The organism is Myxococcus sp. AM011 (assembly GCF_013372595.1).
Taxonomy (GTDB): Bacteria; Myxococcota; Myxococcia; order Myxococcales; family Myxococcaceae; genus Myxococcus; species Myxococcus eversor.
In genome coordinates this window covers 16,493-31,953 of record NZ_JABXEM010000058.1, presented here as the reverse complement: position 1 = coordinate 31,953, position 15,461 = coordinate 16,493, and the positions used below count along the sequence as shown (strand labels likewise).

The window sequence follows — 15,461 nt, the reverse complement described above, 5'->3', positions numbered from 1 at the left end:
AACAGGAGCCGTGCACGAGGCTCGCCGCCGTGTCCCGAGAGAGGTCGGACAGGCGATGGGTCGCGTGCTCCCCTGCTCCGGCCCGAAGCAACTCCACTCGCGGCTCAAGTACCGCGTGAAGGGGCACTGAGCACCCGGGACGCCACGTCCTGGCTCGGCGGCCGTCCGAACTTGCGCGTGTACTCCCGACTGAACTGGCTGGGACTCTCGTAGCCCACCTCGAACGCGACGGTGGTCACCGAGGACGTGCCCGCCACGAGCGTCCGCCGCGCCTCGAGCAACCGCAGGCCTTTCTGGTACTGCAGCGGTGAAGACGAGGTGACGGCCTTGAAGTGCTTGTGAAAGGACGAGACGCTCATCCCCACTTCGCGCGCCAGCTCCTCCACCACCATCGGCGAGCGGAAGTCCTGCCGAAGGAGCGCGATGGCGCGGGCAATCGAACTCGCATGGCTGTCGTGCCGAATCAGGCTCCGCAGCATGTGACCGAGGGGCGCCATCGTCAGGCGGTAGTGGATTTCCTTGAGCAACATCGGACCGAGCACCCGTGCGTCCGTCTCCGACTCCGCGAGCGCGAGATAACGGGTGATGGCGTCGAGCAGGCGCGAGTCGGCCCGATGCACCTCGAGCGCTCGCGCTTCCGTCCCCGCCGTCACCAGCTCGCCGAGGTCTTCGTAGAGGCTCCGAAGCACCTCGACTTCGATGTTGAGCAGCAACACCAGATAGGGCGCGTCACGGACCCGGGAGACCATCGGCAGGTCATGGCTCACCAGCGCGCACTCGCCGGCGCGCAGCCGAAAGTGGTGCTCGCCGAAGGTCATCTCCTTGCACCCCTGGAGAATCAGACAAAGCATCGGGGTGTAGATGGCGGCCTCGAAGGCCGTGCGCTGATGCTGCCGCAGCAGGTACAAGCCCTGCCGTGGAGTGACGAGCTGCGCTGTACGGGCCGTCGAGGGTGGAATGAGTCGCAGGGCCTCCTCGGTCAGCCTCCGCAGACCCTCATGAGCCCCCTCGTCGCTCGCTCGCTTGGGCAGGTCGACAGGCATTTGAACCCATCCTGCTCACCTGGAGAGAATCAGGCAAGGGTGCGCGAGCATCGGGCAGGCCTCGATTCGCTCCGCTGCGTAGGGTCGTCACGACTCAAACCAAGGCGAGTATCGATGACGAGCGAGATTCGAGTGATTCATGAAGCGCGGGACACGCGCCTCGTGGGCGTGACGGTCGACGGCGACAGCCTCTGGCTGGACAAGGAGGACTTCGAGCGTGCCACCGGCTGGCAGTGGAAGGCCGTGGGCCTGTGTCGAGACGACACCTGTATGCCCATTCCACGTGGCGGCCCGAAACTGGTCGACGGAGACCGCATCGATGCGGCGGGCGTGTGGCGGCATGCGGGCTGGCCCGTCGTACAGAGTCGCTCTGGGACGCTCTGGGTGCTCGGAGAGGGCGCATCGCGCCGTGCCGCCGCGTTGACCTCCCTGGATGCGCCCGACTTCGCGTTGCCCGACCTCGACGGGCGGCTGCATCGGCTGTCCGACTACCGGGGCCGCAAGGTCTTCCTCGTCACCTGGGCCTCGTGGTGTGGCTGCCGAGGAGATTTGCCCGTCTGGCAGTCGCTCCACGAAACCGCCAAGGCCCATGGATTCACGGTGCTGGCCATCGCGCTGGACCAGCCCGACGCGGCCCGGCCTTGGATTGAGGCGGCATCCCCCAGCTACCCGTGCCTGATTGACCGCGACCACCTCACCGCCGAGCTCTACAACCTCGTCAACGTGCCGCAGGCCGTCTGGATTGACGAAGCCGGACATCTGGTGCGGCCACCCGAGGCCGCGGGCATGACGGATGGCTTCCGCGCGATGGAGCGGAAGAGTCTCTCCATGCCGGAGGCGGCGAGAGAGGCGCGTGACCGAGCGAAGGCGGCATATCTCGACGCCGTGCGCGACTGGTCCGTCCGTGGCAGCGCGAGCCCGTACGCCCTCGATGCGGAGGGTGTCATGGCGCGGCTGACCGTTCCCGACGCGGCCATCGCAGAAGCCCACGCGCGCTTCCGCCTGGGCCAGGCACTGCTGCGCGACGGGCAGGCCGATGAGGCCGCGGCCGAGTTCGCCGAGGCGACCCGGCTGCACCCAGCGTCCTGGGCGCTCTGGCGACAGACGGCCGAGAAGAACGCGAGCGGACTGGCAGTGGGCGAGGCTTTCTGGCGGCGGGTCGACGCGCTGGGCGACCGGCACTACTACGCGCCGGTCGACCTGGCGGAGCGTCAGCGAGACTAAGCAGGTAGCCACAAGTTCCGAGACGAGTGCAGGCGCCTTGCCTGCTTCCGCCCTGCCCCGGATTCGTTCAGGAACATCTGGCGACTGACTTGGGAGCGCGGCTCCTCACGACCCCACCCGCCAAGGGCCGCGACACACACGGCCGCCCCGCGCGGGGCATCTCGCCTCCAGCGCGCGGCGTTCCCAGGCATGAGTCACCCGAGGAGCGCCGCGCCTTGTGCCCCCGCCCGCGCGGGATGGCGACAGCACGGGCGGAAGACACGAGGAGTCCACCCGAGTCCTCCTCACCGGACTCAGTCGGACTTACTTCTTCTTCAGCATCCCGTGCGGGTCGATGACGAACTTGCGCGCCACGCCCGTGTCGAACTCGTGGTAGCCGCGCGGCGCATCGTCGAGCGAGATGACGGTGGCATTGACGACCTTCGCGATGGGCAGCCGTCCGTGGAGGATGGCCTGCATGAGCTGGCGGTTGTAGCGCAGCACCGGCGTCTGGCCCGTGTAGAGGCGGTGCGACTTGGCCCAGCCCAGACCGAAGCGCATGCGCAGGTTGCCCTGCTTCGCGGCCTCGTCCTTGGCGCCCGGGTCCTCGGTGACGTAGAGGCCAGGAATGCCGATGCCGCCCGCCGCGCGGGTAATCGTCATCAACGAATTGAGCACCGTGGCCGGCGCCTCCGTGGAGGACTGGGCGCCATGGCCGCGCGCCTCGAAGCCCACCGCGTCCACGGAGGCATCCACCTCCGGTACGCCGATGACGGCTTCAATCAGCTCCTCCAGTTTGTCGCTCTTGGTGAGGTCGATGGGCTCGAAGCCCGAGGCCTTCGCGTGCTTCAGGCGCTCCGGATTCATGTCGCCCACCATCACCACCGCCGCGCCCAACACGTGCGCGGAGGCCGCCGCCGCGAGCCCCACCGGACCGGCGCCCGCGACATACACCGTGGAGCCCACGCCGACGCCCGCCGTCACGGCGCCGTGGAAGCCCGTGGGGAGGATGTCCGACAACATCGTCAGGTCGAGAATCTTCTCCAGCGCCTGCGCCTTGTCGGGGAAGCGGATGAGGTTGAAGTCCGCGTAGGGGACCATGACGTACTCGGCCTGGCCGCCCACCCAGCCGCCCATGTCCACGTAGCCGTAGGCGCCACCCGCGCGGCCCTTGTTCACGTTGAGGCACACACCCGTCTGCTGCTCACGACACGTGCGGCAACGACCACAGGCGACGTTGAAGGGCACGGTGACCAGGTCGCCGACGCTCAGGTACTCGACGTCCTTGCCCTTCTCGACGATTTCTCCGGTGATTTCATGGCCGAGCACCAGGCCCTTCGGCGCCGTGGTGCGCCCGCGCACCATGTGCTGGTCCGAGCCGCAGATGTTGGTGGAGACCACCTTGAGGATGACCCCATGCTCGATGGACTTCCCCTCCGGATTCACCATCTTGGGATACTCGATGGTGCGCACCTCCACCTTGCCGGGACTGAGATAGACGACGCCGCGATTGCTGGGCATGAGCGGACTCCTCCATTGCGGCCCGGCCGCGCGCCGCGCCGCGTGCAAAGTCCGGATAAGGCTGGGGACCCTCCGCCCCACCGGCACGCAGCGGCGTGGGGGCCATGAAGGGTGTGCCTTCCCGGCTGCCCTCCATCGCTTCAACACGGGCTGGGTTCTTCCTCCCAGCCGCGACTTTGAATTTCAGACAAATCTCGAATTACATTGAAGACGGCAAGTGGCTTCAAGAGACTGCGGACCCCTCGCTGTCGGAGTCCTCCGCATGTCCCTGCCGTCTTTGTCGTCGCTTCCGGCCGCCGTGCTCGTCGCGTCGGTGCTCGCCGCTCCCCATGCGCTCGCGGCGGGCGAGTCCGTCCAGGTCCATCTCACGACGACGTCCGGCAGCACCCTGGCCAAGAAGCTGAGCCTGGAGGCGAGCAGGACGTTCGGCCCGGAGAGCAACACGGCCCTGGTCATCGACGTGAATGACGGCGTGACGTACCAGACGCTCGACGGGTTCGGCGGAGCGCTCACGGACTCCTCCGCGTGGCTCATCCATGGCTCGCCGCACCGCGCGGCCATCATGAGTGACTTGTTCAGCGTGAGCGCGGGCGCGGGCTACAACCTCATCCGTCTGCCCATGGGCTCGTCGGACTTCGCGCGCAATCACTACACGTACGACGACACCTGCTGCGACTTGAATGACTTCTCGGTGGGACACGACGCGGCCTACATCCTTCCGCTGCTCCAGCAGGCCCGCGCCATCAATCCCGAGGTGAAGGTGCTCGCCGTGCCGTGGAGCGCCCCGGCGTGGATGAAGTTCAACAACTCGCTGCTGGGCGGCGGCTACCTGCGCAATGACCTCTACGGCACCTATGCGCAGTACTTCGTGAAGTTCGCGCAGGCCTACGCCGCGCAAGGCGTGCCACTGCATGCGTTCAGTCTCCAGAACGAGCCGCACAACGCGAACGGCAGCTACGCCACCATGCAGATGGAGTCGAATGACCAGGCGGTGTTCGCCTCGCAGCACCTGCGCCCTGCCCTCAACGCGGCGGGCTTCAATGGGGTGAAGCTGCTCGCGTGGGACCACAACTGGCACGACGGCGCGGGCCCCGCCGGCTTCCCACATGAGGTCATGGCCTACAACAACGGACAGGCCCAGTCCTCCGTCGCCGGGGTGGCCTATCACTGCTACGAGAGCCCCGAGGGCAGCTACACGGTGCAGTCCGCCTTCCGCGACGCCTACCCGTCCAAGGAGGTCCACTTCACCGAGTGCACTGGCGGCGCGTGGGCGACGAACGCCGCGGCCAACCTGGAGTGGGCGCTCCAGAACAACCTCTTCGGGCCGCTTCGCCACTGGGCTCGCAGCTCCGTGTACTGGAACCTGGCGCTGGACCCCAACCACGGCCCGCGCGTGGGCGGCTGCGCGGACTGCCGGGGCATGTTCACGGTGAACAACGCCAACGGCACGTACACCCGCAACGAGGAGTACTACGCGTGGGCGCACCTGGCGAAAGTCGTCCGCGCGGGGGCGGTGCGTATCGGCGCCACGTCACTCGGCGACAACAGCATCGAGACGCTGGCCTTCCGCAATCCGGATGGCTCGCACGCGCTCATCGCCCTGAACTCCAACGACGGGAGCACGCTCACCTTCAAGGTCCGCTGGGCGGGACAGGCCTTCGACTACACGCTGCCGCCGCGCTCGGTGGTGTCGTTCTCTTGGGGCGGTAGCTCGGGGGGCCCGTGGTACCGGCTGGTCAACAAGGCCACCGGCAAGTGTCTGGATATCATCGGCCCGTCGGCGACGGACGGCACCGGGCTGCACCAGTGGGCGTGCCACGGAGGGACGAGCCAGCAGTGGGCCCTCCAGGCCACCGACGGTGGCTACTCACGGTTGGTGTCGCGCTACAGCGGCAAGGCCGTGGACATCGCCGAGGCGAGCACCACGGACGGCGCACGCGTCCAGCAGTGGAGCGTGGCGCCGGGCTGGAATCAGCAGTTCAGGGCCGTGGCCACCAGCGGCGGCTTCCACCGCTTCGAGGCGCGCCACAGCGGCAAGGTGCTCGACGTGAGCAACTGCTGGACGGCCGGCGACGGCGCGCTGCTCCAACAATGGGTCTGGGCATCCAACGACTGCCAGCAGTTCCGGATGGAGGCGCAGTAGGACGCGCGTCGCTGTTCGTCAGAACGGCGCGGGCGAGGAGAAGTCCAGCCGTTCTCCGGAAGCGGGATGGATGAAGCCCATGCTCTCGGCGTGAAGCATCAATCGCGTGTCTTCGATTCCGAAGCGCACGTCACCGACGAGGGGAAGGCCCAGCCCCAACGGATGCGCTGCATGGATGCGAAGCTGCATCGTGTGGCGCGTCCGGGGCCACAGCAACACGCGGGTGCGCGCGTCGCTCCGCTCCACGACTCGCCACTCCGTCAGGGCCTGCTTGTGGTGATTCAGGCCCGCGAGCGTTTCGAGGGTTCCTGAGGTAGTGCCTCGCAGGGGCACGTCGATGCGGCCCTGCTCGGCGGAGAGGAGTCCTTCGACCCAGGCCACGTGCCGGTGCTCGGCTTCGCCTCGCGCGAGCTGTCGCTGGAGCGCGGACTGGGTGGCGGTGTCCCTGGCAATCACCTGGAGCCCCGACACTTCCGTCTCGAGTTCGTGGACGAAGCGCGCGGCGGTCAGGTCCGGGAAGCGCGACTGGAGCCGGACAAGCACCGAGTCCCGCGTGGGGGAATGACGCCCTGGCACAGACGGCAGGCCGTGGGGCTTGTCGACGATGAGCAGCGCAGCGTCCTCGTGCAGCACGCGCACCGCGTCCTCGTCGCCGGGAGTGGAGGGCACCACCGGCGCGGGGTCCACCTCCAGTCCCTCCAGCATGAACGGCAGCACCGTTCCGCACTTGTTGTCACAGGCCGGGTAGTACGCGCCTGACTGACGGCCTCCTCCGAGCGGCTCGGCGCCCCACCAGAACTCCGCGAGCGCCAGGGGCTTCCACCCGTGACGATAGGCGCACGCGAGCAGCTTGGGCGCCGCGCAGTCTCCGGCGCCTCCCGGCGGAGGGCGCGGCGCGAACAACGCGGACATCGAGCGGTGCCCGCCTCTCGCGTTGGGGACCTCGAAGCCCACGGACAGTTGTCGCCACAGGGAACGGGAACGCTCGGCCCGCTCGTGCGCGACCTCACGCCTGAGTGCTTCGAGCGCTCTCAGCTCCGCTTCCCGACCCTTGGGTTGTCGGGCGACCCAGGCGGCCTGTTCCTTCAGCGCCTCGTATCGCCGCCCCAGCTCCGCCAGCTCGGCCTCTCCCGCAGGCCAGAACGCGGCGCGTGCCACGGGGTCGAACAACGGTGGCACGAAGCCCTCCACCTCCCAGGCGCCCCCCAACATCCCGGAGAACGCGCACAGGTACCCCAGCCGTCCCCCCGGTGTCGCGACGACCAGCACCCCGAACATCTTGCCGCCACCCGGGCTCCACAGCTCCTCCCACCGCGCATGCTCGCGCCGCAGACGCTGTTGCAGCGACTCCGCGGCCATCCTGGCCAGTCGCACCGGAGGGCCTGAATCGAACGGGCTCGGGAGACGCGCCGGCACCTCGCCGGGGAGCGGCGGTGCGTCGAAGGACAGCGGAGTCTGTGAGTAACGCGCCTCGCTCACGGTGATACCTGGGCCGGCATCTATCAGGTCCGGCTCCCCGCGTGCGGCGTGTCACGGCTCGAGCAGGTGCCTCCCAAGCCAGGTCTCCCCGGAGCCGAGCGGACCCAGGGCGCTGGGGAACGGCCGACTCCCGCGGCTTTCCGCAAGCCGAAAAACATGTATCGCGACAGGGGACTCCCCGCGCCAGTGGGGACTGGTGGACAGACGCCATGCGGGGACCACGCCGGGTTCGACAGCCCGCAGGACAGCGTCTATGTCCCTCCTACATGGCTCCCGCTCCGCGAGAAGTCCTGCTGTTCACCCTGGAAGGTCAGCGCTACGGCCTCCCCATGGAGGACGTGCGAGAGCTGATTCGCGCCGTGCGATTGACTCCGCTGCCCCGCGCCCCCGATGTCGTGGAGGGACTGCTCAACCTGCACGGCCAGTTGCTCCCCGTGCTGGACCTGCGCCGCCGCTTCCGGCACACCGCCCGCCCCCTGTCCGCGTTCGACCACATCATCATCGCCCAGGCGGGCTCGCGGCAGGTCGCCCTGCGCGTGGACCGCGCCGAGGGCCTGCGAGTGCTCGCACCGGGCGAGTGGGACGAGACGCCGGGCGAGCTGCCCGGCGTGGGCTATGTGGCGGGCGCCGCGAAGCTGGAGGACGGACTGGTGCTGGTCCATGACCTGCGCGGCTTTCTCTCCGAAGCCGAAGCGCTGGAGCTGGACGCGGCGCTCGCCGCTCCGCCGGAGCGCGCGTGAGACAAGGGCCGTGGAGCCATGAGGGCTTCCCCGCCGTGCTCGCCCTCGTCGAGGAGCGCGCGGGCCTCGCGCCGCCGAGCTGCCCCGCCTCCGCCGAGGAAGGCATCTCCCGCGCCATGGCTCGCGCCGGCCTGAGTGACTTCGACGAGTACCGCGCGCGCATCACCTCCGACTCCGCCGCGATGGATGACCTCCTCACCGAGCTCACCATCGGCGAGACGTACTTCTTCCGCACCCCCGAACACTTCGAGTTCCTCCGCCGCGTCGTGCTGCCCGAGCTCCGCGAACGGCATGGCCCGGACTACACCGTGAAGATGTGGAGCGCGGCCTGCTCCTCCGGCGAGGAGCCGTACTCGATGGCGGCCCTGCTGATGAACGAGGGCTGGGGCGAACACATGGCGGTGTATGCCACTGATGTGTCTCGCACCGCGCTCGCTCGGGCTCGCCGCGCGCACTATGGCGAATGGTCCCTTCGGGGCCCGTGGGCCGAGCGGATGCGGGTCCACCTGCGGCCCGAGGGTCGGCAGTACGTCCTGTCTCCCGAGGTGAAGCAGCGCGTGCGGTTCAACTACCTGAACCTCGCGCTCGATACGTGGCCTTCGCCCGAGTCGGGCATCTGGAAGCTGGACGTCGTCTTCTGTCGCAACGTCCTCATCTACTTCAACGGCTCCACCATCGAGGCCGTGGCTCGCCGCCTCCATGCGTCGCTGGGTGAAGGAGGGGTGCTCTTCACCGGGCCCTCGGACCCGCCGCTCGGGGGACTCGCTCCGCTGGAGCCCATCCTCACCGAATGGGGCGTGTTCTACCGACGCCTCCCGCCCGGCACCACCGTGGCCGTCCCCGATGCGTCGCTGTTCGGTGACCGGGGACGGATGACGGCGCCTCCCGGCGGCACGGCCTCCGAGGAGATGGGTGCCCCCCATGGAGTCGGTGCACGCACCGCCACGGAGAGCGGCGCTGCTGGCCACGCGCGCTTCGGCTCGGGAACAACCGTGGGAGGCGCGCCGGGCTCGGCGTCCGGGCTCGGCTCGGGCACACCCGGCTTTGCTCCTGGCTCGGGCACTGCTTCGGGCGCTGGCGCGAACGCGCCCGGCTCAGGTTCGGCTGCTGGTGGTGGCACGAGCAGGCCTGGCTTCGCTCCAGGTTCGGGCACCGCTTCGGGCGCTGGCACGAGTACGCCGGGCTTCACGCCTGGCTCGGGCGCGGCTTCAGGCGGTGGCTCGGGTGCGCCGGGCTTCGCTCCTCGCTCGGGCACGACGGGCGCGGCTTCCGGCCCCAGCCCCTCCGAGCTCGCCGCGGCCCGCCGCGCCCTGGACAGGGGAGACTGGCGCGAGGCCGCGCTTCGCATGGGCGCGCTGGATGCCGACCCCGACACGGCCACCGCCGCCGTGCGCTCCATCGCGAACCTGGACGCACAGGCCGCCATCTACGCGAGCGCCGAGGCCGCCTCCCGCCATCCGCTCGTCCCCGGCCTGCGCTACCTGGAGGCCCTGCTCCTGCTGGGCCAGGGACGCCTGCCCGACGCCGAGCGCTCCGTCCGTCAGGCCCTCTACCTGGAGCCCACCCTCGCCGTGGCATGGCTCGTCCTGGGACGCGTGCTGCGTCGACTCGGCGACACCGAGGGCGCCCTCAAGGCCCTGCGCGAAGCAGAAGCCCTCTGTAATGCCCTTCCTCCCGAAGCCCCCCTCCCGCTCGCGGAGGGGGAACTCGCCCGGGACCTTGCTCGCGCCGCACGCGACGAGCGCCTCCGCATGGAGCTTCCCCTGACTGAAGGCAAGACCTCCTGATGGCCGGACCCCAAGGAATGAACTGGGAGCACATCCGCGCGCGACTCGCCGAGCTCGAGTCCTCCCGTGAGGCGGAAGGCGCCCTCACCCCCGAGGAGGAGGCCGCGCTGCTCGACGAGCGCGCCCGCGCGCTGAGCCGCCCTCCCGCGCCCGACGTCGCCCCGGGCACCCTGCGAGAGGTGGTGCGCTTTCGCGCCGCCGGCCAGACGTACGCCCTGGAGTCCCGCTTCGTGCTGGAGGTCGTCCGCAGCGTGGACGTGGTGCCGCTGCCCGGCGCGCCTCCGGCCTTGCGCGGGCTCACCCTGCTCCACGGCGAGGTCCTCCCCGTGGTGGAGCTGGCACCGCTGTTCGGCCGCCCCCCGATGGACAGCCCGGGGCCCCTGCTGGTGCTGGGAACGAACCGGCCCGAGCTGGGCGTGCGCACCGAGGAAGTCCACGAGGTCACCCAGGTGTCGAGTCAGGACCTGCTGCCCGCCCCCGCGGGCCCCGCCGGCGAGCTGGTGTTCGCGGCGGACAGGACGGGAACACTCATGCTGGAGGGCGAGGCACTGCTGGGTGACAGTCGCCTCGTGTTCGATTTGTCCGACGAAGGAGTCGTATGAACATCGGGAACCGCATCACGATCGGCTTCGGACTGTCGTTGATGGTGTTGCTCGTCCTGGCGGCCGTCGCCTTCCAGGGCGCACGTCAACTGAATGAGACCACTGAAGGGCTGCTCAAGGCCCACGAGAACTTCCGCCTGGTCCGCGAGGTGCGCGCCCTGCTCATCGACGCGGAGACGGGCCAACGCGGCTTCCTGCTCACGGGCGAAGACCCGTACCTGGAGCCCTACCAGTCGGCCCTCGCCTCGCTCCAGCAAGACATCAACATGCTGCGCGACGCCATGGCCCCCTTCCCCGAGCAACGCAACCGCATGGTGCGCCTGGAGCCGCTGGTGACGGGCCGCCTGGCCCTGCTCGAGGAGGGCATCCGCCAGCGCCGCGAGAAGGGCCTGGAGGGCTCGCTGGTCATCGTCCGCAACAACCGGGGCAGGCAGTTGATGGACCAGATTCGAGATCTCATCAACGAGATGCTCGCGGAGGAGCAGGAGCGGTGGACGGAGCACTCCGAGGCCGCCGAGTCCTCCGCGCGACAAATCATGTGGGTGCTTGGCATCTGCACCGTCCTGGGTCTGCTCATCGTCTCGGCCGGCAGCTACGTGGTCACCCGCAGCATCACCGTCCCGCTGCGCAAGCTCATGGAGGGCACCGAGAAGCTCGGCGCGGGCGCCCTCACCCATCGCATCGACATCCGGGGCAGCGACGAGACGGCGGAGCTGGCGCGCGCCTTCAACACCATGGCCGAGCGCCGCCAGCAGTCCGAGGCGCAAATCGCCAAACAGTCCGAGCAGCGCGAGCACACGCTGCGCACCGTGGCGGAGTTCGTCAATCAGCTCGCGGGCGCCAGCTCCGAAATCCTGGCCAGCACCACGGAGCAGGTGGCCGGAGCGCAGGAGCAGGGCAGCGCGGTGACGGAGACGGTGAGCACCATCGAGGAAATCACCAAGACGTCCGAGGAGGCCGCCGGCCGCGCGCGCAACGTCAGCGAGTCCGCCCGTCACGCCGAGGAGGTGGGCCGCAGCGGGCGGCGCTCCGTGGAGGAGGCCGTCTCCTCCATGGGCACCGTGCGCGAGCAGGTGGAGTCCATCGCCTCGCGCATCCTCGCCCTCGCCGAGCAGGCGCAGGCCATTGGCGACATCATCACCACCGTCAATGACATCTCCGAGCAGACGCACATGCTCGCGCTCAATGCCTCCATCGAGGCCAGCCGCGCCGGGGAGAACGGCCGGGGCTTCGCCGTGGTCGCCGCCGAGGTGAAGGCGCTCGCGGACCAGTCCAAGAAGGCCACCGGGCAGGTGCGCCAGATTCTGGGACAGATTCAGAAGGCCACGCACGGCGCGGTGATGACCACCGAGGAAGGCACCAAGAGCGTGGCGACGACCACGCGCATCGTCGCCGAGGCGGGCTCCACCATCCAGACGCTGTCTGATCTGCTCGCCCAGGCGTCGCTCACCGCCGCGCAAATCGCGGCCTCCGCCAACCAGCAGGCCACCGGCATCGCCCAGATTCGCCAGGCGATGCATGACGTCAACCAGGCCACCCAGCAGGGCCTGATGTCCTCGCGCCAGACGGAGCGGGCCATGCAGGACATCAACTCCATGGGCCAGAAGCTCAAGAACCTGCTCGAAGAGTACGGGCGCTGATGGACCGCGACAGGCTCGCCCAGGCACTGCTGGCCACGTTCCTCGAGGAGCTCGAGGGGCACGTGGCCTCGCTCAACCGGGACCTGCTCGCGCTGGAGCGGGAGCAGGGCACGTCGCGCGCCGCCGAGCGCGTGGCCTCGCTGCTGCGCACGCTGCACAGCGTGAAGGGCGCCGCGCGCGCGGCCAGCGCCATGCTGGTGGAGACGGCGTGTCACCGGCTGGAGGAGGTGCTGGAGCCGCTGCGCGACGGGCGCACCGCGGCGCCGGAGCTGTACGAACTGTGCTTCTCCACCGTGGACGCGCTGGACGACGCGGGACGGCGGCTCGCCACGAAGCAGGAGCTGACCGGCTCTCCGCTGGAGAAGCTGCTGCCGGACCTGGAGCGCGCGGCGGGCCCGTCCGAGGCGACGACGCGTCCGTCCGCGTCCTCCGACACGGCGCGCACCGGGAGGACCCGGACGACGGAGGACACTCGCGCGGCGAGGACCTCGACATCGGAGCCCGCGCGCGCGGCCGAGCCCTCGCGCGCGGCCGAGCCCTCGCGTGCGGCCGAGCCCTCCGCGCCGGAGCACGCGCCCGTGGGCCCCGCGGTGGAGACGACGCTGCCGGTGCGGGTGTCCGCGCAGAAGCTGGACGCGCTGCTGTCGCGCAGTGGCGAGCTTCGGGTCGCCTCGCTGCGACTCGAGGGACGCACGGAGACGCTGGAGGGCGTGCGCGAGGAGCTGGCGCGCATGCGCGAGGCGGTGCAGGGCACCGAGGCCGAGGGCTCGCTGCGCAAGGCCGAGAAGGAGCTGGCGCGCGTGACTCGCGAGCTGGCCGCGGACCAGCGGACCTTGAGTGGCGTGGCCACCGGCATGGACGACGAGGTCCGCCGCGCGCGCACCCTGCCCTTCCTGGAGGGCTGCGAGGGCCTGGTGCGCGCCGCGCGCGACGTGGCCCGCTCCGAGGGCAAGAAGGCGCGGCTGGAGGTGAACGGCGGCGCGCTGGAGCTGGACCGCTCGCTGCTCCAGTCCCTGCGCGAACCCATGCTCCACCTGGTGCGCAACGCGGTGGCCCACGGAATGGAGTCCCCCGAGGAGCGGGTCCGCGCGGGCAAGCCCGAGGAGGGCCGCGTCGCGCTGTCGGCCCGCCTGCGCGGCAGTCGCGTGGAGGTGACGGTGGAGGACGACGGGCGCGGGTTGGACGTGGGAGCGCTGCGCGCCCGCGCACAGGCCCGGGGACTCGACGTGCCCGAGGACGACGAGGACGCCGCGCGCCTCGCCTTCCACTCCGGCCTGTCCACCTCCACTCGCGTCACCGAGGTCGCGGGCCGGGGCGTGGGCCTGGACGTGGTGCGCACGGAGGTGGAGGCGATGCGCGGCACGGTGGAGGTGACCACCTGGCCCGGGAAGGGCGCGCGCTTCACGCTGGACGTGCCCCTCACGCTGAGCACCTTGCGCGTCCTGCTGGTGTCCGCGGGAGGACAGACGCTCGCGCTGGCCCAGGAGGGAGTGGCACGGCTGGTGCGGCTGGCGCCCGAGGAGGTGCGCGACGTGGAGGGCCGCCCGACGTGGGTGGCCCCGGACGCGCTGGTGCCCCTGGCCTCGCTGGCGGACGTGCTGGGGCTGACTCCGGGTCCTCCGCGTCAGCGCCGGAGCGCGGTGGTGCTCGCGGCCGGCACCGCGCGGGCCGCGCTGGTGGTGGATGAAGTCCTGGAGGAGCAGGAGGCGCTCGTCCGGGCGCTCGGCCCCCGGGTGCGCCGCGCCCGCCATGTGTCCGCGGCGGCGGTGCTGCCGGACGGGCGGCTGTCGCTCCTGCTCAACCCCGTGTCGCTGGTGCGGGCCGCGGGAGGGCGTCCTTCCACGGCGCTGTTCCCCGCCCCGGCCACCCAGCGGGCGCGCCGGCGCGTGGTGCTGGCGGACGACTCGCCCACGACGCGCGCGCTGGAGCAGAGCATCCTGGAGGGCGCGGGCTACGACGTGGTGCCCTGCGCCGACGGAGCCGAGGCCTGGGAGCGCCTGCAGGCGGGCGGCGCCGACGCGCTGGTGCTGGACGTGGAGATGCCGCGCATGGACGGCATCGCCCTCACCGAGGCCGTGCGTGCCTCCCCGCGCTTCGCGCGGCTGCCGGTCGTCCTCGTCACCGCCCGGGGCCGCCCGGAGGACAAGGCGCGCGGGCTGCAAGCTGGCGCCAGTGCCTATCTTGTGAAAAGCGCCTTCGACCCCACGAGCCTGCTGGAGACCTTGAGACGACTGCTATGAGGACCGAACCGTTGCGCATCGTGGTGGCCGAGGACTCGCCCACCGCCCGCAGGCTGCTGGTGGAAATCCTCCGCGCCGACCCGGCGCTGAGCGTGGTGGGAGAAGCCAGGGACGGCGTGGAGGCGGTGGAGCTCACCCAGCGCCTGCGGCCCCATCTGGTGACGATGGACATCCAGATGCCGCGCATGGATGGCCTGGAGGCCACCCGTCGCATCATGACGGAGGTGCCCACGCCCGTCGTCGTCGTCTCCACGCTGGTGGAGCGCGACATCCAGACGTCCATGGCCGCGTTGCGGGCCGGCGCGCTCGCGGTGCTCCAGAAGCCCCTGGGCCCGGAGACTCCGGACTTCGACGCGGACAGCCGCCGCCTGCGCGACACCCTCAAGGCCATGGCCGAGGTGAAGGTCGTCCGCCGCTGGCCGGACCGGAGCACCCCGCATGCCACGCCCGCGCCCAAGCCCGCGCCCCGCGCGCAGACGTCGCGGACGGCGGTGGTGGCCCTGGCCGCGTCCACGGGGGGGCCGGCCGCGCTGTTCCGGCTCCTGTCGGAGCTGCCCGCGGACTTCCCCGCGCCGCTGCTGGTGGTGCAACACATCGCGCTCGGCTTCGGGCAGGGCCTGGCGTCCTGGCTGGCCACGGCCGGCCCGCTGCCCGTGCGGGTGGCGGAGGAGGGCGAGCTGCTGTTGCCAGGGCACGTCTACCTGGCGCCGGATGACCGGCACCTGGGCGTCCAGGACGGCCGGGCGCAAGTGTCCAAGGCGGCGCCCGTCAACGGCTTCCGCCCGTCCGCGACGTGGCTGTTCCGCTCGGTGGCGCGCGCGCACGGCTCGGAGGGGCTGGCCGTCGTCCTCACCGGCATGGGACAGGACGGCCTGGAGGGGGCGCGGGAGCTGAGAGAGGCCGGAGGCCGGGTGCTGGCCCAGGACGAGGAGTCCTCCGTCGTCTTCGGCATGCCTGGCGTCGTGGTGAACGCGGGACTGGCCGACGAGGTCGTCTCCCTGTCCGCCCTGCCTTCCCGGGTGTTGCTCGCCGTCCGGGCAGACACGCAGCCGGGGTGAGACAC

General features: G+C 70.5%; 11 protein-coding genes. 8 read left to right on the top strand and 3 right to left on the bottom strand.

Features of this window, described 5'->3' with window-relative positions; all coding sequences use genetic code 11:
• Positions 1 to 104: 104 nt before the first annotated feature.
• On the bottom strand, positions 105 to 1,043 hold the full coding sequence (locus HUW62_RS14775; RefSeq protein ID WP_176434813.1) for an AraC family transcriptional regulator: 939 nt from the start codon (positions 1,041 to 1,043) through the stop codon (positions 105 to 107).
• Between the two features lie 114 nt (positions 1,044 to 1,157).
• Between HUW62_RS14775 and HUW62_RS14770 the strand changes: the two genes are divergently transcribed.
• A complete protein-coding gene (locus tag HUW62_RS14770; protein ID WP_176434812.1) occupies positions 1,158 to 2,267 on the top strand; it encodes a TlpA disulfide reductase family protein in 1,110 nt (369 codons plus the stop codon).
• Between the two features lie 303 nt (positions 2,268 to 2,570).
• On the opposite strand, the gene fdhA is transcribed toward HUW62_RS14770, so the two are convergent.
• Positions 2,571 to 3,767, bottom strand: a complete 1,197-nt coding sequence (fdhA, locus tag HUW62_RS14765) for a formaldehyde dehydrogenase, glutathione-independent (protein WP_176434811.1) — start codon at positions 3,765 to 3,767, stop codon at positions 2,571 to 2,573.
• Between the two features lie 262 nt (positions 3,768 to 4,029).
• On the opposite strand from fdhA, the gene HUW62_RS14760 reads away from it, so the two are divergent.
• A complete protein-coding gene (locus tag HUW62_RS14760) occupies positions 4,030 to 5,910 on the top strand; it encodes an RICIN domain-containing protein (RefSeq protein ID WP_176434810.1) in 1,881 nt (626 codons plus the stop codon).
• 18 nt (positions 5,911 to 5,928) lie between these two features.
• On the opposite strand, the gene HUW62_RS14755 is transcribed toward HUW62_RS14760, so the two are convergent.
• Positions 5,929 to 7,389: an RluA family pseudouridine synthase gene (locus HUW62_RS14755; RefSeq protein WP_176434809.1), complete on the bottom strand. Its 1,461-nt coding sequence runs from the start codon at positions 7,387 to 7,389 to the stop codon at positions 5,929 to 5,931.
• Positions 7,390 to 7,655: 266 nt separating this feature from the next.
• Here HUW62_RS14755 and HUW62_RS14750 point away from each other — a divergent pair, with 266 nt between their 5' ends.
• The 6 genes from HUW62_RS14750 to cheB are packed head-to-tail and all read left to right on the top strand — an operon-like array spanning position 7,656 to position 15,456.
• Positions 7,656 to 8,129, top strand: a complete 474-nt coding sequence (locus tag HUW62_RS14750) for a chemotaxis protein CheW (protein WP_163870955.1) — start codon at positions 7,656 to 7,658, stop codon at positions 8,127 to 8,129.
• Positions 8,126 to 9,916 carry a CheR family methyltransferase gene (locus tag HUW62_RS49665; protein WP_176434808.1) on the top strand — a complete coding sequence of 597 codons (1,791 nt, stop codon included), beginning with the start codon at positions 8,126 to 8,128 and terminating at the stop codon, positions 9,914 to 9,916. Before HUW62_RS14750 ends, HUW62_RS49665 begins: the two co-directional genes overlap by 4 nt.
• A complete protein-coding gene (locus HUW62_RS14740) occupies positions 9,916 to 10,518 on the top strand; it encodes a chemotaxis protein CheW (protein WP_163870957.1) in 603 nt (200 codons plus the stop codon). Before HUW62_RS49665 ends, HUW62_RS14740 begins: the two co-directional genes overlap by 1 nt.
• Positions 10,515 to 12,158: a methyl-accepting chemotaxis protein gene (locus tag HUW62_RS14735; protein ID WP_176434807.1), complete on the top strand. Its 1,644-nt coding sequence runs from the start codon at positions 10,515 to 10,517 to the stop codon at positions 12,156 to 12,158. Before HUW62_RS14740 ends, HUW62_RS14735 begins: the two co-directional genes overlap by 4 nt.
• Positions 12,158 to 14,398 carry a response regulator gene (locus HUW62_RS14730; RefSeq protein ID WP_163870959.1) on the top strand — a complete coding sequence of 747 codons (2,241 nt, stop codon included), beginning with the start codon at positions 12,158 to 12,160 and terminating at the stop codon, positions 14,396 to 14,398. Before HUW62_RS14735 ends, HUW62_RS14730 begins: the two co-directional genes overlap by 1 nt.
• Entirely contained in the window at positions 14,395 to 15,456 is a 1,062-nt protein-coding gene (gene cheB / locus HUW62_RS14725; protein WP_163870960.1) for a chemotaxis-specific protein-glutamate methyltransferase CheB, read from the top strand. Before HUW62_RS14730 ends, cheB begins: the two co-directional genes overlap by 4 nt.
• The last annotated feature ends 5 nt before the right edge of the window (positions 15,457 to 15,461 follow it).